This is a genomic window from Bacillus cereus group sp. N11 (genome assembly GCF_016483605.1).
GTDB classification, from domain to species: domain Bacteria; phylum Bacillota; class Bacilli; order Bacillales; family Bacillaceae_G; genus Bacillus_A; species Bacillus_A toyonensis.
This window is the reverse complement of sequence record NZ_JAEHBN010000010.1, coordinates 182,290-206,441: the sequence shown is the minus strand read 5'-3', so window position 1 is coordinate 206,441 and position 24,152 is coordinate 182,290. Positions and strand designations below refer to the sequence as shown.

The window sequence follows — 24,152 nt, the reverse complement described above, 5'->3', positions numbered from 1 at the left end:
TTTTACAAAATACGTTTACAAAGAAAGAGAAGGTACCTCATTACGAGGTACCTCTTCTTATTTTAAAATATTAGCAATATATGTTTGAAGTTCTTCTACTTTCACTTCTTCAGACTCGCCTGTAGCACGTACTTTCACTTCTACAATACCTTCATCTGCTTTTTTACCAACCGTAACGCGAACTGGAAGGCCAAATAAATCTGCATCTGCAAATTTAACACCTGCACGTTCTGCACGATCATCTAGTAATACTTCATATCCTTGCTCTTGTAATGAGTTGTAAATATTTTCACCCATTTCACGTTGTGCATCAGATTTCATATTTACTGGAATTACATGCACATGGAACGGTGCTACAGCTTTTGGCCAAACTAAGCCGTTCTCATCATTAAACTGCTCTGCAATTGCTGCCACTGTACGAGATACACCGATACCGTAACAACCCATAATAAGTGCTTGTGTTTTCCCGTTTTCATCTAGGAATGTTGCGTTCATCGCTTCACTATAGCGAGTTCCTAATTTAAATACATGACCAACTTCAATTCCGCGTGCGAAAAGAATTGTTCCGTTTCCATCTGGAGATTGGTCTCCTTCTTGGATGAAGCGTAAATCTGTATATTGACTTACTTTAAAGTCACGTTCTGGATTTACATTTACATAATGGAACCCTTCTTCATTCGCTCCTGAACATCCGTTTACAATTGATGCTACAGCATGGTCAGCAATAATTTCGATATCACCTGTTACACCAATCGGTCCTAATGAACCAACTTCACAATTTAATAATTCTTTTACTTCTTCATGAGAAGCAAGCTCAACAACTGAAGCGCCGTATACATTTTTCACTTTTACATCGTTTACTTCATGATCACCACGAACAAGTACAACTACTAATTTCTCGTCTACTTTAAATACCATAGACTTAATACACTGTTCTGCTTCAATGTTTAAGAATGCAGATACTTCTTCAATTGCTTTTTGATCTGGCGTTGCTACTTTTTCAAGTGCCTTTTCTGCTTCGTCACTCTTCGTATACGTAGCTACAACAGGAGCCATTTCGATGTTCGCTGCATAATTGGATGTATCCGAGTATGCAATAGTATCTTCACCAACATCAGATAATACCATAAATTCATGTGTATCTTTTCCGCCCATTGCTCCAGAGTCAGCAATAACCGCACGGAAATTTAAGCCACAACGAGCAAAAATGTTAGAGTATGCTTTATATAAGCGATCATACACTTCATCTAAGCTCTCCTGCGTAGCGTGGAAAGAATAGGCATCTTTCATTAGAAACTCTCTTCCACGTAATAAACCGAAACGAGGTCTTTGTTCGTCACGGAACTTTGTTTGAATTTGGTATAGCGTTAACGGTAATTTTTTATATGATTTTACTTCATCACGTACAAGATCAGTAATTACTTCTTCATGTGTCGCCCCTAAAGCAAATTCACGAGCGTTACGATCTTTCATACGCATTAATTCAGATCCGTAAGAATACCAACGGCCTGATTCTTGCCATAATTCTGCAGCTTGCATCGCTGGCATTAATAATTCTACAGCTCCTGCGCGTTCCATTTCTTCTCGAACGATACGTTCTACTTTGTGTAGTACTTTTAAACCAAATGGTAGAAAACTATAAATACCAGAAGCATTTTGACGCATAAAACCTGCGCGAAGTAATAATTGATGACTCTTAATTTCAGCATCAGCTGGAACTTCACGTAATGTAGGACTGAATACCATACTTTGTTTCATTTATTCGCACCTCTTCATTTTACTCTTACACGCAGTAAAACCCCTCACCTCGGGTTAGGTGAGGGATTTTATTCTACGAGCTCTATTTCATTATAAGTTTCACTTTATTTTACAAGAAAAACTTACGAATGTCATTCCATGTTACAACTAACATTAGTAACATTAATAATGCAAAACCAATAAAGTGGACCATTCCTTCTTTTTGACGGTCAATCGGTTTTCCTCGTAACGCTTCGATTAGGAAGAAGAATAAACGTCCACCGTCTAAAGCAGGGACTGGTAATAGATTAAATAAACCAAGGTTTATACTTAAAACTGCCGCTAAACTTAGCACACGCGTAAATCCATAATCTACGACTTGATCTGTTAGATTATAAATTCCTACTGGACCTGACAACTCATTAATAGAAAATTGACCAGTTACTAATTTCACAAGAGACTCAAAAATTAGTTTCGTCCATTCGTACGTTTGTTCAAATCCTGATTTAATCGAACCCATCACTGTTTTCTCTACAGGAGAGTAAACACCAATTCTACCAACTTCTTCTTTACCTTCTTTATCGAGTGTTGGAGTTACTTTTACATTAAGCTGTTCATTATCACGCTTTACTTGTAACGTAATTTCTTTATTCGGGTTTTCACGTACAATGGCAACAACATCTTTCCATGTACTTGTACTTTTCCCATCAATTGCTTGAATTGTATCGTTTTCTTTTAATCCAGCTTGCTGCGCTGCACTATTTTCCATTATTTTTCCGACCATTGGTTTGTCAATGGGAACCCCTTGTACAAATCCAAGAATCACAAAAATAACAAATGCTAAAATGAAGTTCATTGCAGGACCCGCAAAGATTGTTAAAGCACGTTGACCCAATTTTTTAGAGCCAAATTGCCTGTTATACGGAGCAATTTGAATTTCTTCTCCAGCAGTAATGATACGAGCCTTTTCATTCACTCGGAATGTTTGAAGCTCTTCCTCATACTCTTCATAGCCTGAAATCGTTAGATTATGCTCTAAATCTGCTTGTTCGACTTCAATAACACGAACATTTGGATATTTTTCATATCCATCAAAAACTAATTTCACAGCTTCGTCTTTTTCATTTAGCACAAGGCCAACCTTTTTCCCTGGCTTTAACTCAACTGTGTCCGCATCCTCGCCAGCCATTCTTACATAGCCACCAAGGGGCAGTAATCGAATCGTATACACCGTTTCATTCTTTTCAAATGAGAATATTTTCGGACCAAAACCAATCGCAAACTCGCGGCATAAAATGCCTGCTCTTTTCGCGAAATATAGATGCCCTAGCTCATGGAAAAATACGAGTGCACCGAAAATTAATATAAAGGCAATCGCTGTATTCAATTCCATAACCACCTTTGCTAAATTTGTTCCATCACAAACCGTCTTGTGGCTGCATCAATTTCCAGAATTTCCTCTAAGCTCGGACGTGCAATGACATTGTGATGGTTCATTGCTTTTTCAATGAGGTCTTCCACTGTTAAGAAACCAATTCTCTTTTGTAAAAAAGCTTCAACAGCTACTTCATTTGCAGCGTTCATTACAGCTGGCATACTTCCACCTGTTTTCCCAGCCTCATACGCAAAACGTAGACAACGGAAACGTTCTTGGTTCATTTTTTCAAAATGCAATGTTCCCATTTCCCATAAGTTTAACTGTTTTGTATCTGAAAGAGGTAATCTATCAGGATATGTAAGCGCGTATTGAATTGGTACTCTCATATCAGGTGTGCCAAGCTGCGCCATTACACTACGATCTTCAAATTCAACCATAGAATGAATAATACTTTCTTTATGTAAAACAACATCAATTTGCTCATAAGGGATACCAAAAAGCCAATGTGCTTCAATTACTTCTAGTCCCTTATTCATCATTGTAGCAGAATCAATTGTAATTTTCGAACCCATTGACCAGTTTGGATGTCGAAGCGCATCTTCTACGGTCACATGATGCAATTCATCTCTCGTTTTATCACGGAAACTTCCACCAGAAGCCGTTATAATGAGTCGAGAAATTCTTTTTTCATTTTCACCATTCAAGCATTGAAAAATAGCTGAATGTTCACTATCTACCGGAAGTAACGAAACATTATGTTTTCGCGCCGCTTCCATTACTAGATGCCCTGCAGTTACTAACGTTTCTTTATTTGCAATTCCAATTGTTTTTTTCGCCTCAATTGCACGAAGTGTTGGTAACAACCCTACGCTACCTACAACGGCATTTACTAAAATCTCCGCATCTGGATGTAATGCTACTTCTAAAAGACCTTCACTACCATACACAACTTTTGTATTACCAGAAACAGCTTGTAATTTTATAACATCTTCTGCTCTTTGCACAGAAACGATTTGCGGAGAAAATTCTTGAATTACTTTTACTGCGTAGTCAATATTTTTCCCTACAGAAAAAGCAACGAGACGGAATTGGTCTGGGTGCGAGCGTAACACATCTAAAGTTTGTGTACCAATTGATCCGCTTGCACCTAATAAACTAATGTTTTTCATGACTCCAACCCCTCGTTCATTTATTAATTGTATTGCAATAAGAAGTAGAGAATTGGTAACACAAATAACCAACTATCTGTTCGATCTAATATACCACCATGTCCAGGTAAAATTGTACCTGAATCTTTTACGCCATAATGACGTTTAAATGCAGATTGTACTAAATCACCAATTTGTCCAAAAATAGAAATGATAATTGTCAGCACAATTAAAATTACTACATTCGATTCAACTGGGAAGAACACGTTGTATACAAGTGCCACAATAATTCCACAAACGATGCCACCTACTGAACCTTCAATCGTTTTATTTGGACTAATTTCTGGCCATAATTTTCTTTTTCCTAATGCTTTTCCTACGAAATATGCACCTGAATCAGTAGCCCATATAACAAATAATGCGCAAAACACATATTTAATTCCTAATATTCTCGTTTCATTCAGATATAAGAATCCCATTGCAACATATGTTGTTGCCATAAGTAAAAATGAAGCATTATCAAAAGTAAATGTATTCTTAGAAAGGACTGTATATGATAAAAGTAATAAAACAATCACAAACGTAATTTCTAATTTACCTAATCCAATCCACCTAAATAGTTCTGATGCACTACTTGGAACTAAAATAGTCCATAATAATACCGCAGCTAAAACTGTTGGTACTGAAATAAGCGTAAGCTTATTCATTCGAATTAACTCATATAAACCTATAGAAGCAAGTGCATACACTAAAACCGTAAAAGGCACGCCACCGTAAATTACGATGGGAATGAATAGCGCGGCAGCAACCACTCCAGTAATAATTCTCTGTTTCACTACCAAACCCTCTCTTTCTACACGCCTCCGAATCTGCGCCCTCTATGTTGAAAGTCTGTAATCGCACTAAGCAAATGTTCTTCCGTAAAGTCTGGCCAATACACATCCGTAAACCAAAATTCCGAATATGCAATTTGCCATAACATGAAATTACTAATACGTAGCTCTCCGCTTGTACGAATTAACAACTCTGGATCAGGTAAAGAACCCGTCATTAAGTAGGAAGAAATCATTTCTTCACTTATCTCTTCAGCACGAATTTTTCCTTCCTCACTATCTTTCATCATATGTTGCACAGCAGAAACGATTTCATCTCGACTTCCATAGTTTAACGCGAAATTGAGAATTAATCCCGTATTCTCTTGCGTATCTTCCATGGCTTTTTCCATCGCTCTGCGTGTATGCGTAGGAAGACGATCTTTTTGCCCTATTACTCGGACTTGTACGTTTTCTTCAATCAATTCTGGTAAAAATGTACCTAGAAATTCTTCTGGAAGCCTCATTAAATAGTCAACTTCCTTTTTCGGTCTTTTCCAGTTCTCAGTTGAAAAAGCATAAAGAGTTAACACTTTCACATTAAGCTTACTTGCAAATTTTGTGATTTTCTTTACAACTTGCATACCTTCATGATGTCCCGCAATACGAGGCATAGCTCTCCTCTTTGCCCATCTTCCATTACCATCCATAATGATGGCAATATGTTCTGGTATATACCCTTTTTTCACTTCTTCAACGAGATGATCAAACGATGCGTCCTTTTTACTTTTAAAAAAAGGAAAGTTTTTAAACATCATTCATACCCTCCAGCAAGCAGACATATGCCTAAAAGTGTAAAAAGACCCCCTTAAGAAGAGGGTCATATTTGCGAAGTTATCGCTATTACACTTCCATGATTTCTTTTTCTTTGTTTTTTGCGATTTCGTCAACTTTTGCAATATATTTATCTGTTTCTTTTTGGATATCTTCAGTATATCCTCTTAAATCATCTTCCGTAATCTCGCCAGCTTTTTCAAGCTTCTTAAGATCATCGTTACCGTCACGACGTACGTTACGAACCGCAACTTTTGCTTCTTCAGCATATTTTTTCACAACTTTTACAAGATCACGACGACGCTCTTCTGTTAATGCAGGGAATGCAATACGAATTACAGTTCCGTCATTAGAAGGATTTAAGCCTAAATCTGCTTTTAAAATTGCTTTTTCAATATCACCGATAGAAGTTTTATCATACGGTTGAATTACAAGCAAACGTGCTTCTGGAACTGTAATGTTCGCTAATTGCACAACTGGTGTTGGTGCACCATAGTAATCAACTTGTACCTTATCTAATACAGACGAGCTTGCACGACCAGCGCGAACTGTTGCTAATTCACGAGAATAAGCAGCAACTGCTTTTTCCATTTTTTCATTTGAAGACTTCAATACTTGTTGTCCCATAATTATTTCCCCCTTACGACTGTTCCGATATTTTCGCCTAAAACGGCACGTTTAATATTACCTTTTTCCATAACCGAGAATACAATTAATGGAATATCATTATCCATACATAGAGAAGAAGCTGTAGAATCCATTACACCTAAACCTTCTTTTAATACATCTAAGTAAGTAAGCGTTTCGTACTTCGTAGCAGTTGGATCAATAGATGGATCTGCACTATATACGCCATCCACATTATTTTTCGCCATTAAAATAACGTCCGCTTCGATTTCCGCTGCACGTAATGCTGCTGTCGTATCTGTAGAGAAGTATGGGTTACCAGTACCTGCGGCAAAGATAACAACACGTTTTTTCTCTAAGTGACGAATTGCTTTACGACGAATGTAAGGCTCTGCCACTTGACGCATCTCAATTGAAGTTTGAACGCGAGTTTGAATTCCAATATTCTCTAAACTATCTTGAAGAGCTAGTGAATTCATAACTGTCGCTAACATGCCCATGTAATCTGCTCCTGCACGATCCATGCCCATTTCGCTTCCAATTTTCCCACGCCAAATGTTACCGCCACCAACAACAACAGCAACCTCTACATCAAGTTCTGCAATTTCTTTCACTTGTTCCGCAACTGACTTGATAACAGCTGGGTTAATTCCAAATCCTTGCTCGCCAGCTAAAGCTTCTCCGCTCAGCTTTAAAACGACACGATTATATTTCGGTTTACTCATAATGAACCTCCAATTGCTTACATCTTTATTTTAAAAAAGGGAACACAATGTGTTCCCTAATCTGTATTAGTTGTTACCTTTTACTTGGTTCATTACTTCTTCAGCAAAGTTGTCTTCGCGTTTTTCGATACCTTCACCAACAGCATAGCGAACGAATCCTTTTAATGTTCCGCCTTTAGACTCAACGAATTGACGAACTTTCATATCAGGGTTTTTAACGAATGCTTGGTCAAGTAAGCAAATTTCTTCGAAGAATTTGCCAAGACGGCCTTCTACCATTTTTGCAACGATTTTTTCAGGCTTGCCTTCGTTTAAAGCTTGTTGTGTTAATACTTGACGCTCATGCTCAACTTCTTCAGCTGTTACAGCATCACGGTCAATGTATTTAGGGTTAACTGCTGCAATGTGCATTGCTACATCTTTAGCAGCTGCTTCGTCAGTAGAACCTTCAAGAACTGTTAATACACCAATACGTCCACCCATGTGTAGGTAAGCGCCGAATGCATCAGCATCCGTTTTTGATACGATTTCGAAACGACGAAGTGTAAGTTTTTCACCAATTTTAGCAATTGCTTCATTGATGTGCTCTTCTACTGTTTTACCGCCTTCAATTGTTTGAGCCATAGCTTCTTCAACGTTAGCTGGTTTGTTAGCTAATAAGTGAGCAGCTAATTCTTTAATTAAAGCTTGGAAACCTTCGTTTTTCGCAACAAAATCAGTTTCAGAGTTTAATTCTAAGATTAAACCGTCGTTACCGTTTGTTTCGATGAAAGTTAAACCTTCAGCAGCGATGCGGTCAGCTTTTTTAGCAGCTTTTGCAATACCTTTTTCACGTAAGAAGTCAATTGCTTTCTCCATGTCGCCGTTTGTTTCAGTTAAAGCCTTTTTGCAGTCCATCATACCTGCGCCTGTTTTTTCACGAAGTTCTTTTACCATTTGTGCAGTGATTGCCATGTTTTTCATCCTCCTAAAATATGTATTTATACCTTTTAACAAGGTTTTTATACCTTAAAAAAGGTGATAAAAGGCCGAACCCCTTATCACCTTTCCAAATTTGTTACGCAGTAACAGTTTCTTCACCTTGTTTTGCTTCAAGGATCGCGTCTGCCATTTTAGATGTAAGAAGTTTTACAGCACGAATTGCATCATCGTTTGCTGGGATAACGTGATCGATTTCGTCTGGATCACAGTTTGTATCAACGATACCGATGATTGGAATGTGTAATTTGCGTGCTTCAGCAACTGCAATACGCTCTTTACGAGGGTCTACTACGAATAATGCACTTGGAAGACCTTTCATATCTTTAATACCGCCTAAGAATTTCTCAAGACGCTCTAACTCTTTTTTAAGTTGAACAACTTCTTTCTTAGGAAGTACTTCGAAAGTACCATCTTCTTGCATTCTTTCGATGTCTTTAAGGCGCTTGATACGCTTTTGGATTGTTTGGAAGTTTGTTAAAGTTCCACCTAACCAACGTTGGTTAACGAAGTACATACCAGCACGAGTTGCTTCTTCTTTAATAGCTTCTTGTGCTTGTTTTTTAGTACCTACGAATAAAATGTCTCCGCCTTCAGCAGCGATGTCGCGCATCGTTCTGTAAGCTTCCTCAACTTTTTTCACAGTTTTTTGTAAGTCGATAATGTAGATACCGTTACGCTCTGTGAAAATGTAACGCTTCATTTTTGGGTTCCAACGACGTGTTTGATGTCCGAAATGAACACCAGCTTCAAGCAATTGCTTCATAGAAATTACTGACATAATATAGTTCCTCCTAAATGGTTTTTGATATCCTCCGTTTACTTCATCTCTAAGCGAAACTACAACCGTAGCACCAACACTTAAATCAGTAAACGTGTGTACTTTGTACTGACACCACTGCTTACTATATCATACTGAAATATTACAATCAAGTCGAAAATGCGAACAATGTAAAACTTTCTTTATTCACACTCGAATTCTAGTATTACCAACCTGTATTTCTTTTAAGCGAAAAAATAAAATTCAATTCATAGTTTTCCAAAGAACACGATTATGGCGCTTTTCACAAACAACATCAATCTCTTATATACAAAAAAACTCTCCTCATTTGAGGAGAGTTTTTATAAATTAGTTTGTTTTTAATTTAGCAAGTTCATGTAAAAATTTGTCGTTTAATACTTTAATGTATGTTCCTTTCATACCTAAAGAACGAGACTCGATTACACCAGCACTTTCTAATTTACGTAGTGCATTTACAATCACAGAACGAGTGATTCCTACACGATCAGCAATTTTACTTGCAACAAGTAGACCTTCTGTTCCGTTTAACTCTTCGAAAATGTGCTCAATTGCTTCTAACTCACTGTAAGATAATGAGCTAATCGCCATTTGAACAACAGCTTTACTACGTGCTTCCTCTTCGATTTCTTCTGCTTTTTCACGTAAGATTTCCATACCTACTACAGTTGAACTGTATTCAGCAAGGATTAAATCATCATCTAAGAACTCTTGACCAAGACGAGCTAACACTAATGTACCTAGACGCTCACCGCCACCAACGATTGGTACGATTGTAGTTAAACCTTGACCGAATAATTCTCTATTTTCTACTGGGAATGCTGTGTAAGCACTGTTTACATCTAAGTTTGAAGATGTTTCCGTTACATTGAATAAGCTTTGCGTATATTCTTCTGGGAATTGACGCTCTGCAAGCATTTGTTTCATACGCTCGTTCTCGATTTGTTGGTGAATTGCATAACCTAGTAATTTACCACGACGACTTACTACGAATACGTTCGCTTCGATTACTTCACACATTGTGTCAGACATTTCTCTAAAGTTTACAGGCTTTCCTGCTGCGCTCTGTAATAACGCATTTAATTTTCTTGTTTTTGCTAATAATTCCATTTCAAAAGTTCCTCCTACATGTTACTCACATATTTTTTCATCACTTGGAAACTAGGGCGAGTCACCTGATGACACTATTACAAAATAAACTGGCTCACATCTTTATTTTTAGCAATTGTTGCTAATTTCTCCTCAACGTATTGAGGTGTTATCGTTATTTTCTCTAACGTAATTTCAGATGCTTCAAACGATAAATCTTCAAGGAGCTTCTCCATAATCGTATGGAGTCTTCTTGCTCCAATATTATCTGTATCCTGATTAACTTGATAAGCAATCTCAGCAATCTTACGAATAGCTTCGTCTGAAAATTCAATTTCTATACCTTCAGTCGCTAATAATGCCATATACTGTTTAATTAACGCATTGTCAGGCTCGATTAATATTTTAACAAAATCATCTGTCGATAATTTCGTTAATTCTACTCGAATCGGAAATCTCCCTTGCAATTCCGGAATTAAATCCGACGGTTTAGACATATGAAACGCTCCAGCTGCAACGAATAAAATATAATCCGTTTTTACTGATCCGTATTTTGTCGCAACATTCGATCCTTCTACAATTGGTAAAATGTCACGTTGCACACCTTCACGTGATACATCTACGCTATTCGACTGCTTACCAGCAATTTTGTCAATTTCATCGATAAAAATAATCCCGAGCTGTTCAGCACGATAAACAGCCTCTTGTGTAACTTCATCCATATCAATTAAGCGCTGTGCTTCCTCATTTGTCAAGAGTTTTCTTGCTTCTTTTACAGAAAGTTTACGTTTTTTCGTTTTTTTCGGCATAAAACTTCCTAATGCATCTTGGAAATTCATTCCCATTTGTTCCATACCAGTTCCTTGTAACATATCAAACATTGAAGACTGTTGCTCAGTCACTTCAATCGATACAATTTCATCTTCAAGAAGTCCTGCAGCAAGCTTTCTTTCCACGTCTTGACGTTTCTTTTCGATTTCAACATCTTCTTGCTCATCGGATGTTTGATTCGAATTTTGAGCACCGCCAAAAAGCATTTCTAATGGATTTTTAAATCCAGATTGCTTCTCCGGACTTGGCACTAAAATTTCAACAAGACGTTGGTTCGCTTGCTCTTCTGCTTTATCTTGAACTTTAACTACCATTTCTTCTTTCACGATGCGTACTGACGTTTCTACAAGGTCACGTACCATCGACTCTACATCTCTCCCTACATATCCAACTTCTGTGAATTTAGTAGCTTCAACCTTAATAAAAGGTGCTCCAACGAGTTTCGCCATTCGTCGTGCTACCTCTGTTTTACCAACACCTGTCGGTCCAATCATTAAAATATTTTTAGGTGCAATTTCATCACGTAAATTTTCAGCTAGTTTACTGCGACGATATCGATTTCTCAAAGCTACAGCAACCGCTTTCTTTGCATCTTTTTGACCGATGATGTATTGATCTAATTTTTCCACAATTTGGCGCGGAGTAAAATGTAAATGCATATAAAATGCCTCCCTTACGATTCTACAATTCTTCAACAATTATGTTGTGGTTCGTATAAACACAAATATCGCCTGCAATTTCTAGACTCGCTTTCGCAATCTGCTTCGCAGTTAAATGTTCACTTGCATATTGTTTTAAAGCACGACCTGCAGAAAGTGCATAATTTCCACCAGATCCAATTGCTAAAATACCATCATCCGGTTCAATTACTTCTCCTGTGCCCGAAACAAGGAGCATAGTTGTTTTATCCATGACAATGAGCATCGCTTCTAACTGACGCAGCATTTTATCCCCACGCCATTGTTTCGCCATTTCAACTGCAGCACGCTGCAAGTTCCCGTTATACTCTTCTAATTTCCCTTCAAACATTTCAAAAAGAGTAAATGCGTCCGCAACTGAACCTGCAAAACCAGCTAAAACTTTCCCTTGGAAAAGTCTACGAACTTTACGAGCTGTATGTTTCATTACAACAGCATTCCCCATCGTTACCTGGCCATCTCCAGCCATTGCACATTCTCCATTATGATGAACTGCAAATATCGTTGTAGCGTGGAAATTTCCCATAGAAAAAACTCCTTTATATGTTTTTATAGCTTTAAAAGCAATTTATGCCCGCGGGTGATGCTTCATGTAAACAGAACGCAATCTTTCTTTAGAGACATGCGTATAAATTTGTGTCGTCGACAAATTTTCATGACCTAACAGCTCCTGTACAGTACGTAAATCTGCCCCTTCATCTAACATGTGTGTAGCAAATGTATGCCTTAACATATGGGGACTTATCCGCATTGTCAATGAAGCCTTCTTAATGAGTTCGTTTAATACATAGCGCACACCACGACTTGTTAGCGGCGTACCTTTCGCATTTAAAAATACCATATGAGATTGTTCTTCAGTCTTGTTAGCTAACTGTTTTCTCCCGTTCTCCATATAAGTAATTAAAGCATCTTGTGCATAACTTCCGAACGGAATATACCTTTGTTTTTTTCCTTTTCCCATCACTAAAATTGTTCCCACTGCAAAGTCGATATCGGTAAGTTGTAGGTTGACACATTCACTCACACGGATCCCCGTCGCATACATCAACTCTAATAAAGCTTGATTCCTTTGACCTAGCGGCGTTTCCGTATCAGAAACTTCAAATAATTCCTCTAATTCTTCAGCATATAAAAACTTTGGGATTGACAATTCTTTTTTGGGGAGTGACGCAAGTGCAAACGGGTTATCTTTCCGATAACCTTCACGCATTAAAAAACGATATAAACTTCGTAAGCTTGACACTTTTCTTGCGACAGATTTACGGGCTAACTTTTCATCGTGCAACGTCGTTAAGTACAAACGAACATCCGCGTATGTAACATCTAAAAAAGAGGATATGCCTTCTCGCTCCATAAATTGCACAAAATGTTCTAAATCATTTTGATAACTTGCAATTGTATATTTTGAATAATTTCTTTCAATTTGTAAATATCCAACGAATAATTGTAACAATTTCTTCACATTCACATAACTCACCTCAATAAAGGCTACTAAATCGTATCACAACTTAGTAGCCTTTGCAAGAAATTTAACTAAATATTTACAAAATTTTGAATTGTTTCTAAAGCGCGTGTAGCATACGCTTCATTTCGTTCTGCCTTCTTTTTGATCTTCTTCTCTAACGGTGCAAATAGACCGAAGTTTGCATTCATAGGCTGGAAGTTTTTCGCATTTGTCGCAGTAATATAATTTGCCATACTTCCCATTGCAGTTACAGGTGGTAATACAACTGGCTCTTCGCCTTTTACAAGTCGAGCAGCGTTAATACCTGCTAATAACCCTGATGCCGCCGATTCAACATATCCCTCTACTCCAGTCATTTGACCAGCAAAGAATAAATCATCACGTTGTTTATATTGATACGTCGGACGAAGTAAATTAGGTGAATTAATAAACGTATTACGATGCATTACACCGTAGCGTACAATTTCTGCGTTCTCCAGTCCTGGAATTAACTGTAACACTTCTTTTTGTGGTCCCCACTTTAAATGCGTTTGGAAACCTACGATATTGTATAACGTTCCCGCTGCATCATCTTGACGTAACTGAACAACAGCATATGGCGTTTTCCCTGTTTTCGGATCTTCTAATCCAACAGGTTTCATTGGTCCAAATACTAGCGTCTGTCTTCCTCTGCTTGCCATAACTTCCACTGGCATACAACCTTCAAAGAAAATTTCCTTTTCAAATTCTTTTAAAGGTACTGTCTCAGCAGCAATTAAAGCCTCATAAAAACGATCAAATTCTTCTTCTGTCATAGGACAGTTTAAATATGCCGCTTCTCCTTTATCATAACGAGACTTTAAATATACTTTGTTCATATCAATGCTGTCTTTTTCAACGATTGGTGCTGCTGCATCGTAGAAATAGAAATAATCTTCACCTGTTAGTTCTTTTAATTGTGCAGCAAGATCAGGAGATGTAAGTGGACCTGTTGCAATAATTGTTGGTCCTTCTGGAATTTCAGTAAGCTCTTCATTCACTACAGTTACATTCGGATGATTCTTTACGTATTCAGTCACTTTAGCTGCAAACTCATGACGGTCAACTGCTAAAGCTCCTCCAGCTGGTACAGAGCACTCATCAGCTGCACGAATAATGACAGAATCCATTAAACGCATTTCTTCTTTAATAACTCCAACGGCATTTGTTAATGTGTTTGCACGTAATGAGTTACTGCACACTAATTCAGCAAACTTATCTGTGTGATGAGCTGGCGTTTGCCTTACTGGTCTCATTTCATATAATTTTACTTGGACACCACGTTTTGCAATTTGGTAAGCTGCTTCACTTCCTGCAAGACCTGCGCCAATGATGTTTACTACTTGTGTTGTCATATATATATCACCTTTCCTTTTCTTCCCGAAAAAAATGTGAGCAGTTACGCTCACATTTGTTGTTCTTCTTCATAATCACACGAAATACATTGTACTTGCACGCCTTTTTTCAACTTCTTCTCTACAAGCATCCCTTCACACTTCGGACATTTACGGCCAATCGGCTTATCCCAAGATACAAAGTCGCATTCTGGATACGTACCGCATCCGTAGAAAAGACGTTTCTTTTTGTTACTACGACGTTCAATAATTTGTCCTTCTTCACACTTCGGACAAATTACACCGATTTCTTTCACAATCGGTTTTGTATTACGACAATCAGGGAAATTCGAGCAAGCCATAAACTTCCCATATTTACCCATTTTAAAGACCATTGGATGACCACATAATTCACAGTCTTCCCCAGCTGGTTCATCTTTAATTTCCACTTCACGCATTTCTTTTTCCGCTTTTTCTAAGCGCGGTTCAAATCCTACGTAGAAATCATCAACAATTTTCACCCAATTCGCATTTCCTTCTTCCACTTCATCAAGGCTTTGCTCCATGTTAGCTGTGAATTCAATGTTAATAATTTCTGGGAAAAACTCTAAAATAAGTTCGATTACTATTCCACCCAATTCAGTTGGAACGAAACGTTTATTATCTAAAGCAACATAACCGCGTTTTTGAATTGTTTCAAGTGTCGGCACATAAGTGGATGGTCTTCCAATCCCAAGTTCTTCAAGTGTTCTTACTAAACGAGCCTCTGTATAACGTGGCGGTGGCTGGGTATAGTGTTGTTTCGGCTCTATATCTTTTGAAAATACCGTTTCTCCCACTTCTAACGGTGGCAACATCTTATCCTTTTCTTCCGCACCATCATCTTTTGACTCAACATACACTTTCATAAACCCCGGGAACTTTACAACCGAGCCACTTGCACGGAACTGAACATTGTTATTAATGAGTTTCGCTGTAACAGTATCCATTATAGCAGACGCCATTTGACTTGCAACAAATCGCTCCCAAATCAATTTATACAACCGAAGTTGGTCACGACCTAAGAAACTTTTTAGTTCCTCTGGCTTTCTCATTACCGAAGTAGGACGAATTGCCTCATGCGCATCTTGTGCATTTGATTTTTTCGTTTCTTTCTTCTTCTCTGTTCCTATGTATTCCGCACCATACGCCTCAGTAATGTAAGTACGAGCCTCTGTTTGAGCTGTTTCTGAGATACGCGTTGAGTCAGTTCTCATATACGTTATAAGACCCACAGTCCCTTGTTTCCCAAGATCTATCCCTTCATACAGTTGCTGTGCAAGCATCATTGTTTTCTTTGCTCGCATATTTAACTTACGTGCTGCTTCTTGTTGCAAGGAAGATGTTGTAAACGGTAAAGCAGGATTACGTTTTCGCTCTTTTCTCGTTACATTTTCAACTGAAAACGCATTATCTTTCATCTGTTCAATTATTTCATTCACTTGCGTTTCATTCGTTAATTGAACCTTTTCACCATCTACACCGTAAAAGCTTGCTTCAAATGTATCTTTCCCTTTTACAAACTCTGTTTTAATTGTCCAGAATTCTTCAGGCTCAAAGTTTTGAATCTCCCTTTCACGTTCGATAATTAAACGAACTGCTACAGATTGTACACGACCTGCACTTAATCCTTTTTTTACTTTCTTCCATAATAAAGGACTAATATTGTAACCAACTAGACGATCAAGTATACGTCTTGCTTGTTGTGCATCTACTAAATCCATATTAATTGCACGAGGATGTTTAAATGATTCTTTTATTGCATCTTTTGTAATTTCATTGAAGACAACTCGACAATCTGATTCAACATCCACATTTAACGTATTCGCTAAATGCCAAGCAATTGCTTCTCCTTCACGGTCTGGATCGGCCGCGAGATAGACTTTCTTTGCTTTTTTTGCCGCTGATTTTAAATCTTTTAAAACGGGACCTTTACCACGAATGGTAATATACTTCGGGGTGAAGTTGTTCTTTACTTCTATCCCCATTTGGCTTTTAGGTAAATCGCGAACATGTCCCATGGACGCAACGACTTTGTATTTTTTCCCTAAATATTTCTCAATGGTCTTCGCCTTAGAAGGCGACTCCACGATTACGAGGTAATCTGACATGCTAGTGCCTCCTTAAGAGGTGGATTCAAGTCTTCATTAATCTTATTGATTTCTCTTGTTTTTGTCAATCAAGAATGAATATACCATACAGTGCCAATCTACCATTTGTCAATAATTGTTTAATAAAAACATAAAAATATAAGGTTAATTTATTATTTCTTCAAAGATATCCTCTGCATTTCGTACTAGTTTTGCACCTTGTTGAATAAGCTGATTCGTTCCCGATGCACTATCAATCAATATTGGTCCAGGAAGCGCAAATACCTCTCTATTTTGCTCTAATGCAAGGTCTGCCGTAATAAGTGACCCACTTCTTGATTTTGCTTCTACAACTAAAACCCCTTTACTTATCCCGCTAATAATTCGATTTCTTTTTGGAAAATACCATTTTTTCGGTGCATAGTGCGGAGGATACTCTGTTAATAGCAATATATATTCCTCCCACTTTTCATATAAACGTCTATTCTCTTTCGGATACATATAAGATAATCCGTGTCCCAATATCGCAATAGTCGGACGATGTTTCTTTACTGTAACTTCATGAGATATTGTATCTATCCCTTTTGCAAATCCGCTCACAATAAGCCATTCTCTTTCTAATAAAGGATGTAAAATAAACTCCATACTCTCATGACTGTATAACGACGGTTCTCTCGTTCCAACAACCGCTAATTTATTTACTTTATTTAGAAAATTCTTCTCTCCTTTTCCATATAAAACAAAAGGAGGGTCTTGTATTTCACGTAATAATTGCGGGTAATTTTCATCCCATATAGTCACATAAAAGATTTGATTTCTCTCTAAATAAGATATATATTGCAAAAGGTTTGAATTTTGGAGGAAATGTACTAGTTCTGCAGATTTTTTCGGGGATATTCCAGTGTAGTTTTCTATTTGTTTTTGGTTAAAATTGTATATTACCTTCAATTCTGGATCGACATATAGCAGCCTCTCCATCGCCTTCCAATGATCCGCTAACACGTAATGCAGATGTAATAATCGCTCTCTTTTCATCCTAATTCTCCTTACCCATAATTTTTATTATGTAAACAGAAAAATTGTAAAAAGACACCCTCAAATAAGAAGGTGCCTTTCAAAAAGATTAATAGTTTTTACAAGTTTCAAATAATCCCTTTTCTTTTAAAACAGAGATTAACGTTTCACCCATAACAGCTGGTGTTTCAGCCACTTTAATACCACAAGCTTCCATTGTTTTAATCTTTTCAGCAGCAGTTCCTTTGCCGCCAGAAATGATTGCCCCCGCATGACCCATACGTTTGCCTTCAGGCGCTGTTTGGCCACCAATGAAGCCTACAACTGGTTTTGTCATATTAGCTTTTACCCATTCAGCTGCTTCTTCTTCTGCTGTACCTCCGATTTCACCAATCATAATTACAGCATGTGTTTCTTCATCTTCATTAAATGCTTTTAACGCATCAATAAAGTCTGTACCGTTAACAGGGTCCCCACCGATACCTACAGCAGTAGATTGGCCAATACCTTCTTGTGTTAACTGGTGTACAGCTTCATATGTTAATGTACCAGAACGAGATACGATACCTACATGACCTTTTTTGTGAATGTATCCTGGCATAATACCGATTTTACATTCATCAGGTGTAATGACACCTGGACAGTTTGGTCCAAGTAAACGTGTATGTTTACCAGCCATATATCTCTTTACGTTAACCATATCTAATACAGGAATTCCTTCAGTAATACATACTACTAAATCAATCTTCGCATCAACTGCTTCCATAATTGCATCAGCAGCAAAAGCGGGTGGAACGTATACAACTGAAGCGTTTGCGCCTGTTGCTTTCACAGCATCTTCTACTGTATCAAATACTGGTACACCTTCAATATCAGTGCCGCCTTTACCAGGTGTTACACCACCGACAATTTTCGTACCGTATTCAATCATTTGTTTTGTATGGAATAATCCTTGAGAACCAGTAATACCTTGAACAATAACTTTTGTATCTTTATTAACTAATACGCTCATTTTTCTCCCCCGCTTTCTATTAGCCCACTAGTGAAACAATTTTCTGTGCACCGTCTGCCATAGATTCTGCTGCAACAATATTTAAGCCAGACTCATTTAAAATTTTCTTACCTAATTCTACGTTTGTACCTTCAAGACGTACAACTAAAGGTAATTCAAGACCTACTTGCTTCGTTGCTTCAATAACACCTTCTGCGATAACATCACACTTCATAATGCCACCAAAAATGTTAACGAAGATACCTTTTACATTTTTGTCAGAAAGGATAATTTTGAATGCTTCTGTTACTTTTTCAGCCGTTGCACCGCCACCAACATCTAAGAAGTTAGCTGGGTCACCATGGTAATGTTTAATGATATCCATTGTAGCCATCGCTAAACCTGCACCATTTACCATACAACCGATATTTCCATCTAAAGGAATGTAGTTTAAGTCATATTTAGATGCTTCAACTTCTTTTGAATCTTCTTCATCAAGATCACGCAGCTCTAAAATGTCTTTATGACGATATAATGCATTAGAATCAAAGTTTAATTTTGCATCTAACGCCATTACTTTACCGTCACCTGTTGTAACAAGTGGATTAATTTCAGCGATAGAGCAATCTTTTTCAATAAACGCACGATATAAGCCCATCATAAACTTCACAGCTTGTCCTACAAGCTCTTTTGGAATATTGATGTTAAATGCGATTCGACGCGCTTGGAAACCTTGTAAACCTACTGCTGGATCAATATATTCTTTAAAGATTTTTTCAGGTGTTTTTTCTGCTACTTCTTCAATTTCTGTTCCACCTTCTTCAGATGCCATTAAAACAACTTGAGAAGTTGCACGATCTAACACTAGACCTACATAATATTCTTTCTTAATATCGCAACCTTCTTCGATAAGTAAGCGTTTTACTTCCTTACCTTCAGGACCTGTTTGATGCGTTACAAGTGTAGTTCCTAAAATGCTTTCTGCATATGTACGAACTTCTTCTAAATTTTTCGCAACTTTTACACCGCCAGCTTTGCCGCGTCCACCAGCGTGAATTTGCGCTTTAACTACACATACATCCGTTCCTAATTCTTTCGCTGCTTCTACAGCTTCTTCTACTGTAAATGCAACTTTCCCGTTCGGAACGCTAACCCCATAGCTTTTAAGGACTGCCTTACCTTGGTACTCATGGATATTCATGGTCCCATCCTCCCCTGTTTTCCTGTTTTACTCGAAAAGTTTTTTAATGTTTAAAAAACATTACATTGCCATTGTATAAGATGATTGGCACGCTGTCTACAATAAAGTGTCAGAAAACTGAAATCGCTTTATTCTTTTTCGAAAATAATAATGTTCATATACCAAAATAAAAAAATAAGCTGTATATTCACAGCTTATTTTTGAATCATATCTTTAATTGGCGCAAATGATTTCCGGTGTTCCTCTAATACTCCATGCGCTTCAATCGCTTCTAAATGCTGTTTCGTTCCATACCCCATATGTTGTCCAAATCCATATGCAGGATACTTTTCCCCAAGCTCTTTCATCATACGATCTCTCGTCACCTTCGCAATAATAGATGCAGCTGAAATAGAAACACTTTTCGCATCACCTTTAATAATGGATGTTTGTGGAATTGATGTAGGAAGCTTCATCGCATCAATTAATAAATATTGTGGTGTACAAGATAAATTCGCAACAGCATCTAACATCGCTTGTTTCGTCGCTTGATAAATATTTATCTCATCTATGACTTGCGGTGATACAATTCCAACTCCAATCGCAATTGCTTGTGCTTTTATTTCATCATAAAAACGCTCTCGCTTCGCTTCACTCAGCTTTTTTGAGTCATCTAACCCTGGAATATAAAAATTATCTGGAAGAACGACAGCTGCCGTCACAACGGGCCCAGCTAATGGTCCACGCCCTACTTCATCAATGCCAGCAATATATGTGATTCCTTTTTCACGTAACGCATTTTCATACTTAGACATTTCTAGAAATTTTTCTTTTTCCTTTTGTGCTAACTCTTTTTGTTTGTACCACTTCAAAATAAGTTTTTGAATGCCCTTTCGTTCATCTTTCATTAACATTTGAAAGCGATCATCTTCTTCACTCATAATTTCTTGCAGTAAATTCTCCGCTTCTTGTATTGTCATTTTTTGCATATAAGTACACTCCTTTATAAACGTATACAAAAAGAAAAGACGCACAAACGCACGTCTTATACTTCTTCTATTTTCTCTACCTCTTCTACTTGCTCCACAAACTCTTCTGGTGTTTCAAACGTCATTTTACCAAGTTTTCCACCGCGAAGTTCACGAAGTACCAGTTCAGATGTTTTATCATAATCAATCATTCCGCCGCCCATTAAACAGCCTCTGTATTTTCCAATTGCATCAAATAACTCTACAATATCTTCTGGAATTTCATCTAAATTATATCGCTCTTTTAAACGTTCTGGATAGTGTTTCTCCATAAAACGTAATGCATAAACAGCTACATCTTGTAAATTTAAAATTGAATCTTTAATTGCACCCGTTGTCGCTAAACGAAGACCCACTAATTGATCTTCAAATTTAGGCCACAGAATACCTGGTGTATCTAACAGTTCCATTTCTTTCCCAACTTTAATCCATTGTTGAGCTGTTGTCACACCTGGACGATCTCCTGTTTTAGCAATGTTTTTCTTCGCCAATTTATTAATTAACGTAGATTTACCAACATTCGGTATACCGACAATTAAAGCACGAATTGCTCTCGGTCTAATCCCTTTCGCAACCATCTTATCAAACTTCTCTTTAACAAGCACTTTACAAGCCGCAGTAATTTCCTTCATACCTTGTCCAGCTTGCGCATTAATTGAAATTGCCATATGCCCTTTTTCTTTAAAATATGCAATCCATTCTTTCGTTAGACGATCATCTGCCATATCCGCTTTATTTAAAACAACAAGCCTTGGCTTATGTGTAATAATCTCATCAATCATCGGGTTTCTAGATGATAATGGTAATCGAGCATCTACAAGTTCAATTACAACATCAATTAATTTTAATTTTTCTGTTACTTGGCGTCTAGCCTTAGCCATATGCCCTGGAAACCATTGAATTACCATGTTGCCACCTTCTTTTTCATTTATTTCACAATACGTGCATCTTTTAACGGCCAATATAGCATATTGGCTTTACCAAGTACTTGATCCATTGAAATCGTACCAATCGAACGGCTATCTTTACTAAAACGACGATTATCCCCTAAAACAAATAATTGATCTTTTGGAACAGTTTTCTTTCCCGTCATTTCTTCAAGAGTAAAATCATATGTAAGCGGTCCATCAGCAAGCTGTTTTTTCTGCTTATCTAAATACGGCTCCTCATAAACCTTTCCGTTAACATATAGTTTGTCATTCCGATACTCTATTTCATCGCCTGGCAGGCCAATAATACGCTTTATATAATCTTTATCTTCCGTTGCACGGAATACGATAATATCGAAGCGTTTTGGGTCTCCTATGTGATAACCAATTTTATTTACAATCATTCGATCTCGATCATGTAAAGTTGGCGCCATTGATACCCCATCTACGAGAATTGGTGCAAAGAAAAACTGTCTAATAACACCAGCTAGTACAACAGCAATCAAAATTGCTTTGATCCATTCCCAAAGTGAACTCGTCTCTTTTTTCATGTATTTCCCCTCCACGGTTATGTAAGCTGCTCGTATTATACCAAAATTTTATATAGATTGGAAAAAGGGAGCTTGCGCATTTACAAGCTCCCATACATGTCTTATCGAATTTCTTTAATACGTGCTTTTTTACCGCGAAGGTTACGTAAGTAGTATAACTTAGCACGACGTACTTTACCACGGCGAAGTACTTCGATGTTCGCGATTCTTGGCGTGTGAACTGGGAATGTACGCTCAACACCTACACCGTAAGAAATCTTACGAACTGTGAATGTTTCACTGATTCCGCCACCACGACGTTTGATTACAACACCTTCGAAAAGCTGAATTCTTTCACGAGTTCCCTCAACTACTTTTACGTGTACACGTAAAGTGTCTCCAGGACGGAATGAAGGAAGGTCAGTTTTTAATTGGCCTTTTGTAATTTCTGCGATTAATTGTTGCATATTAAATTCTCTCCTTTAAACAGATGCTCTTATAAAGTCTTATTAAATTACAGCGGAACATCGTTAATACGGCTACTGATTTCAGTAGCACAAATGTTATAATAGCATATTGCTAGGACTGTTGCAATAGAAAATATATGAAGCCCTTATTGTTCTTCTTTAATCTGTTCCAACCATTTCTTTTCTTGCTTAGATAATTCTCTTTCTTCCAATAAATCCGGTCTACGTGTGTACGTACGACGCAAAGATTCTTTATGGCGCCATTCATCAATATTTTTATGATTTCCTGACATTAAAACATCTGGTACCTTCATACCACGAAAATCAGCAGGACGTGTATAATGTGGATGTTCCAATAACCCTGTACTAAACGAATCTTCCACTTGTGAAGCATGATTTCCTAGTACTCCTGGCAGGAGACGTACTACACTATCAGTAATAACCATAGAGGCTAATTCTCCACCTGTTAATACGTAGTCACCAATAGAAATCTCATCAGTTACGAGATGCTCACGAATCCGTTCATCATACCCTTCATAATGCCCACATACAAAGATTAAATGTTCTTCCTCTGCAAGCTCTTCCGCTTTCTTCTGAGTAAATCTTTCCCCTTGCGGACACATTAAGACAACTCTCGGCTTACGCTCTGTTTCTTTCGTTAAATCTTCCACCGCATCAAAAATAGGCTGAGGAGTAAGCACCATACCAGCACCTCCGCCGTAAGGATAATCGTCTACACTATTATGCTTACTCGTTGTATAATCACGAAAGTTAACAACACGAAGGCTTACCGCTTCTTTTTCTTGCGCCTTCTTTAAGATGGAAGACCCAAATACACCGGTAAACATGTCTGGAAACAACGTTAAAATATCAATTTTCATTATAGTAGCCCTTCCATTACATGAATGGTTACTAATTTATTTTCAATATTAACTTGAAGTACAACATCATCAATGTAAGGAATTAAAAGATCTTGGCCCTTTGGACGTTTAATTACCCAAACATCATTTGCACCAGGAGATAGAATCTCTTTAATCGTTCCTAACGCTTCTCCTTCTTCCGTAACAACACTGCAACCAATAATTTCATGATAGTAGTATTCACCTTCAGCAAGTTCGCCTAACTGCTCTTCTGGTACTTTTATTAAAGAACCTTTAAACTTTTCTGCTTCATCTACATTGTTGTATCCTTCAAATGTTAATAAATCAAATGTCTTATGTTGACGATGAGAAGTTACCTTCACCGGAAGGAAGTCTGTACTTTTCTCATTCGATATGTATAGAGTGTTTCCTACTTTATATCGCTCTTCCGGAAAATCAGTACGAGAAATAACACGAATTTCTCCTCTTACGCCATGAGTATTTACAATTTTCCCTACATTAAACCATTTTGTCATAAATAGTATGTCACC

General features: G+C 37.5%; 24 protein-coding genes. All 24 read right to left on the bottom strand.

Annotated features, from left to right (window positions below; genetic code table 11):
* Positions 1-57: 57 nt before the first annotated feature.
* Positions 58-1,758, bottom strand: coding sequence for a proline--tRNA ligase (locus JDS98_RS18160; protein WP_000814324.1), 1,701 nt, complete (start codon positions 1,756-1,758; stop codon positions 58-60).
* A gap of 109 nt (positions 1,759-1,867) precedes the next feature.
* The gene (gene rseP / locus JDS98_RS18155; protein WP_001090232.1) at positions 1,868-3,124 is read right to left on the bottom strand and encodes an RIP metalloprotease RseP; all 1,257 of its coding nucleotides are present in this window, start codon (positions 3,122-3,124) and stop codon (positions 1,868-1,870) included.
* 17 nt (positions 3,125-3,141) lie between these two features.
* Positions 3,142-4,284, bottom strand: coding sequence for a 1-deoxy-D-xylulose-5-phosphate reductoisomerase (gene dxr, locus JDS98_RS18150; RefSeq protein ID WP_199634174.1), 1,143 nt, complete (start codon positions 4,282-4,284; stop codon positions 3,142-3,144).
* A gap of 23 nt (positions 4,285-4,307) precedes the next feature.
* The gene (gene cdsA, locus JDS98_RS18145; RefSeq protein WP_000813595.1) at positions 4,308-5,099 is read right to left on the bottom strand and encodes a phosphatidate cytidylyltransferase; all 792 of its coding nucleotides are present in this window, start codon (positions 5,097-5,099) and stop codon (positions 4,308-4,310) included.
* Positions 5,100-5,116: 17 nt separating this feature from the next.
* Positions 5,117-5,893 (bottom strand): isoprenyl transferase, encoded by a 777-nt coding sequence (gene uppS, locus JDS98_RS18140; RefSeq protein WP_000971308.1) that lies wholly within the window; start codon positions 5,891-5,893, stop codon positions 5,117-5,119.
* A gap of 85 nt (positions 5,894-5,978) precedes the next feature.
* Complete coding sequence (gene frr / locus JDS98_RS18135) at positions 5,979-6,536, bottom strand: ribosome recycling factor (protein WP_000531505.1); 558 nt, start codon at positions 6,534-6,536, stop codon at positions 5,979-5,981.
* A 2-nt stretch (positions 6,537-6,538) separates the two neighbouring features.
* Positions 6,539-7,261 (bottom strand): UMP kinase, encoded by a 723-nt coding sequence (pyrH, locus tag JDS98_RS18130; protein ID WP_000042662.1) that lies wholly within the window; start codon positions 7,259-7,261, stop codon positions 6,539-6,541.
* Between the two features lie 66 nt (positions 7,262-7,327).
* Complete coding sequence (tsf, locus tag JDS98_RS18125; protein ID WP_001018579.1) at positions 7,328-8,215, bottom strand: translation elongation factor Ts; 888 nt, start codon at positions 8,213-8,215, stop codon at positions 7,328-7,330.
* Positions 8,216-8,318: 103 nt separating this feature from the next.
* Positions 8,319-9,020, bottom strand: a complete 702-nt coding sequence (rpsB, locus tag JDS98_RS18120) for a 30S ribosomal protein S2 (RefSeq protein WP_000111485.1) — start codon at positions 9,018-9,020, stop codon at positions 8,319-8,321.
* 348 nt (positions 9,021-9,368) lie between these two features.
* The gene (gene codY / locus JDS98_RS18115; protein ID WP_000421291.1) at positions 9,369-10,148 is read right to left on the bottom strand and encodes a GTP-sensing pleiotropic transcriptional regulator CodY; all 780 of its coding nucleotides are present in this window, start codon (positions 10,146-10,148) and stop codon (positions 9,369-9,371) included.
* A gap of 77 nt (positions 10,149-10,225) precedes the next feature.
* Entirely contained in the window at positions 10,226-11,617 is a 1,392-nt protein-coding gene (hslU, locus tag JDS98_RS18110; protein ID WP_000550076.1) for an ATP-dependent protease ATPase subunit HslU, read from the bottom strand.
* A 22-nt stretch (positions 11,618-11,639) separates the two neighbouring features.
* Entirely contained in the window at positions 11,640-12,182 is a 543-nt protein-coding gene (gene hslV / locus JDS98_RS18105) for an ATP-dependent protease proteolytic subunit HslV (RefSeq protein WP_000526274.1), read from the bottom strand.
* 42 nt (positions 12,183-12,224) lie between these two features.
* Complete coding sequence (xerC, locus tag JDS98_RS18100; protein ID WP_001101240.1) at positions 12,225-13,124, bottom strand: tyrosine recombinase XerC; 900 nt, start codon at positions 13,122-13,124, stop codon at positions 12,225-12,227.
* A 65-nt stretch (positions 13,125-13,189) separates the two neighbouring features.
* Positions 13,190-14,494 (bottom strand): FADH(2)-oxidizing methylenetetrahydrofolate--tRNA-(uracil(54)-C(5))-methyltransferase TrmFO, encoded by a 1,305-nt coding sequence (gene trmFO / locus JDS98_RS18095; protein ID WP_199634173.1) that lies wholly within the window; start codon positions 14,492-14,494, stop codon positions 13,190-13,192.
* 50 nt (positions 14,495-14,544) lie between these two features.
* Positions 14,545-16,623, bottom strand: a complete 2,079-nt coding sequence (topA, locus tag JDS98_RS18090; protein ID WP_001286961.1) for a type I DNA topoisomerase — start codon at positions 16,621-16,623, stop codon at positions 14,545-14,547.
* A 144-nt stretch (positions 16,624-16,767) separates the two neighbouring features.
* Positions 16,768-17,637 (bottom strand): DNA-processing protein DprA, encoded by an 870-nt coding sequence (dprA, locus tag JDS98_RS18085; RefSeq protein WP_199634172.1) that lies wholly within the window; start codon positions 17,635-17,637, stop codon positions 16,768-16,770.
* Positions 17,638-17,725: 88 nt separating this feature from the next.
* Positions 17,726-18,628, bottom strand: coding sequence for a succinate--CoA ligase subunit alpha (sucD, locus tag JDS98_RS18080; protein ID WP_000115185.1), 903 nt, complete (start codon positions 18,626-18,628; stop codon positions 17,726-17,728).
* A gap of 19 nt (positions 18,629-18,647) precedes the next feature.
* Complete coding sequence (gene sucC, locus JDS98_RS18075; protein ID WP_001020779.1) at positions 18,648-19,808, bottom strand: ADP-forming succinate--CoA ligase subunit beta; 1,161 nt, start codon at positions 19,806-19,808, stop codon at positions 18,648-18,650.
* A 194-nt stretch (positions 19,809-20,002) separates the two neighbouring features.
* Positions 20,003-20,776, bottom strand: coding sequence for a ribonuclease HII (locus JDS98_RS18070; RefSeq protein WP_001171133.1), 774 nt, complete (start codon positions 20,774-20,776; stop codon positions 20,003-20,005).
* A gap of 56 nt (positions 20,777-20,832) precedes the next feature.
* Positions 20,833-21,723: a ribosome biogenesis GTPase YlqF gene (gene ylqF, locus JDS98_RS18065; protein ID WP_000236689.1), complete on the bottom strand. Its 891-nt coding sequence runs from the start codon at positions 21,721-21,723 to the stop codon at positions 20,833-20,835.
* A gap of 20 nt (positions 21,724-21,743) precedes the next feature.
* Positions 21,744-22,295 carry a signal peptidase I gene (gene lepB, locus JDS98_RS18060; protein ID WP_000712442.1) on the bottom strand — a complete coding sequence of 184 codons (552 nt, stop codon included), beginning with the start codon at positions 22,293-22,295 and terminating at the stop codon, positions 21,744-21,746.
* A gap of 101 nt (positions 22,296-22,396) precedes the next feature.
* Positions 22,397-22,741: a 50S ribosomal protein L19 gene (rplS, locus tag JDS98_RS18055; RefSeq protein WP_001186517.1), complete on the bottom strand. Its 345-nt coding sequence runs from the start codon at positions 22,739-22,741 to the stop codon at positions 22,397-22,399.
* Between the two features lie 146 nt (positions 22,742-22,887).
* A complete protein-coding gene (gene trmD / locus JDS98_RS18050; protein ID WP_000686907.1) occupies positions 22,888-23,622 on the bottom strand; it encodes a tRNA (guanosine(37)-N1)-methyltransferase TrmD in 735 nt (244 codons plus the stop codon).
* Entirely contained in the window at positions 23,622-24,137 is a 516-nt protein-coding gene (gene rimM, locus JDS98_RS18045; protein WP_000170280.1) for a ribosome maturation factor RimM, read from the bottom strand. The genes trmD and rimM overlap by 1 nt, the downstream gene beginning before the upstream one ends.
* Positions 24,138-24,152 lie beyond the last annotated feature (15 nt).

Coding starts and splice junctions, on each gene's coding strand:
- JDS98_RS18160 (WP_000814324.1), bottom strand. CDS start 1,758: ATGAAACAAAGTATGGTATTCAGTCCTACATTACGTGAAGTTCCAGCT.
- dxr (WP_199634174.1), bottom strand. CDS start 4,284: ATGAAAAACATTAGTTTATTAGGTGCAAGCGGATCAATTGGTACACAA.
- uppS (WP_000971308.1), bottom strand. CDS start 5,893: ATGATGTTTAAAAACTTTCCTTTTTTTAAAAGTAAAAAGGACGCATCG.
- frr (WP_000531505.1), bottom strand. CDS start 6,536: ATGGGACAACAAGTATTGAAGTCTTCAAATGAAAAAATGGAAAAAGCA.
- pyrH (WP_000042662.1), bottom strand. CDS start 7,261: ATGAGTAAACCGAAATATAATCGTGTCGTTTTAAAGCTGAGCGGAGAA.
- tsf (WP_001018579.1), bottom strand. CDS start 8,215: ATGGCAATCACTGCACAAATGGTAAAAGAACTTCGTGAAAAAACAGGC.
- rpsB (WP_000111485.1), bottom strand. CDS start 9,020: ATGTCAGTAATTTCTATGAAGCAATTGCTTGAAGCTGGTGTTCATTTC.
- codY (WP_000421291.1), bottom strand. CDS start 10,148: ATGGAATTATTAGCAAAAACAAGAAAATTAAATGCGTTATTACAGAGC.
- hslU (WP_000550076.1), bottom strand. CDS start 11,617: ATGCATTTACATTTTACTCCGCGCCAAATTGTGGAAAAATTAGATCAA.
- hslV (WP_000526274.1), bottom strand. CDS start 12,182: ATGGGAAATTTCCACGCTACAACGATATTTGCAGTTCATCATAATGGA.
- trmFO (WP_199634173.1), bottom strand. CDS start 14,494: ATGACAACACAAGTAGTAAACATCATTGGCGCAGGTCTTGCAGGAAGT.
- topA (WP_001286961.1), bottom strand. CDS start 16,623: ATGTCAGATTACCTCGTAATCGTGGAGTCGCCTTCTAAGGCGAAGACC.
- dprA (WP_199634172.1), bottom strand. CDS start 17,637: ATGAAAAGAGAGCGATTATTACATCTGCATTACGTGTTAGCGGATCAT.
- sucD (WP_000115185.1), bottom strand. CDS start 18,628: ATGAGCGTATTAGTTAATAAAGATACAAAAGTTATTGTTCAAGGTATT.
- sucC (WP_001020779.1), bottom strand. CDS start 19,808: ATGAATATCCATGAGTACCAAGGTAAGGCAGTCCTTAAAAGCTATGGG.
- JDS98_RS18070 (WP_001171133.1), bottom strand. CDS start 20,776: ATGCAAAAAATGACAATACAAGAAGCGGAGAATTTACTGCAAGAAATT.
- ylqF (WP_000236689.1), bottom strand. CDS start 21,723: ATGGTAATTCAATGGTTTCCAGGGCATATGGCTAAGGCTAGACGCCAA.
- lepB (WP_000712442.1), bottom strand. CDS start 22,295: ATGAAAAAAGAGACGAGTTCACTTTGGGAATGGATCAAAGCAATTTTG.
- rplS (WP_001186517.1), bottom strand. CDS start 22,741: ATGCAACAATTAATCGCAGAAATTACAAAAGGCCAATTAAAAACTGAC.
- trmD (WP_000686907.1), bottom strand. CDS start 23,622: ATGAAAATTGATATTTTAACGTTGTTTCCAGACATGTTTACCGGTGTA.
- rimM (WP_000170280.1), bottom strand. CDS start 24,137: ATGACAAAATGGTTTAATGTAGGGAAAATTGTAAATACTCATGGCGTA.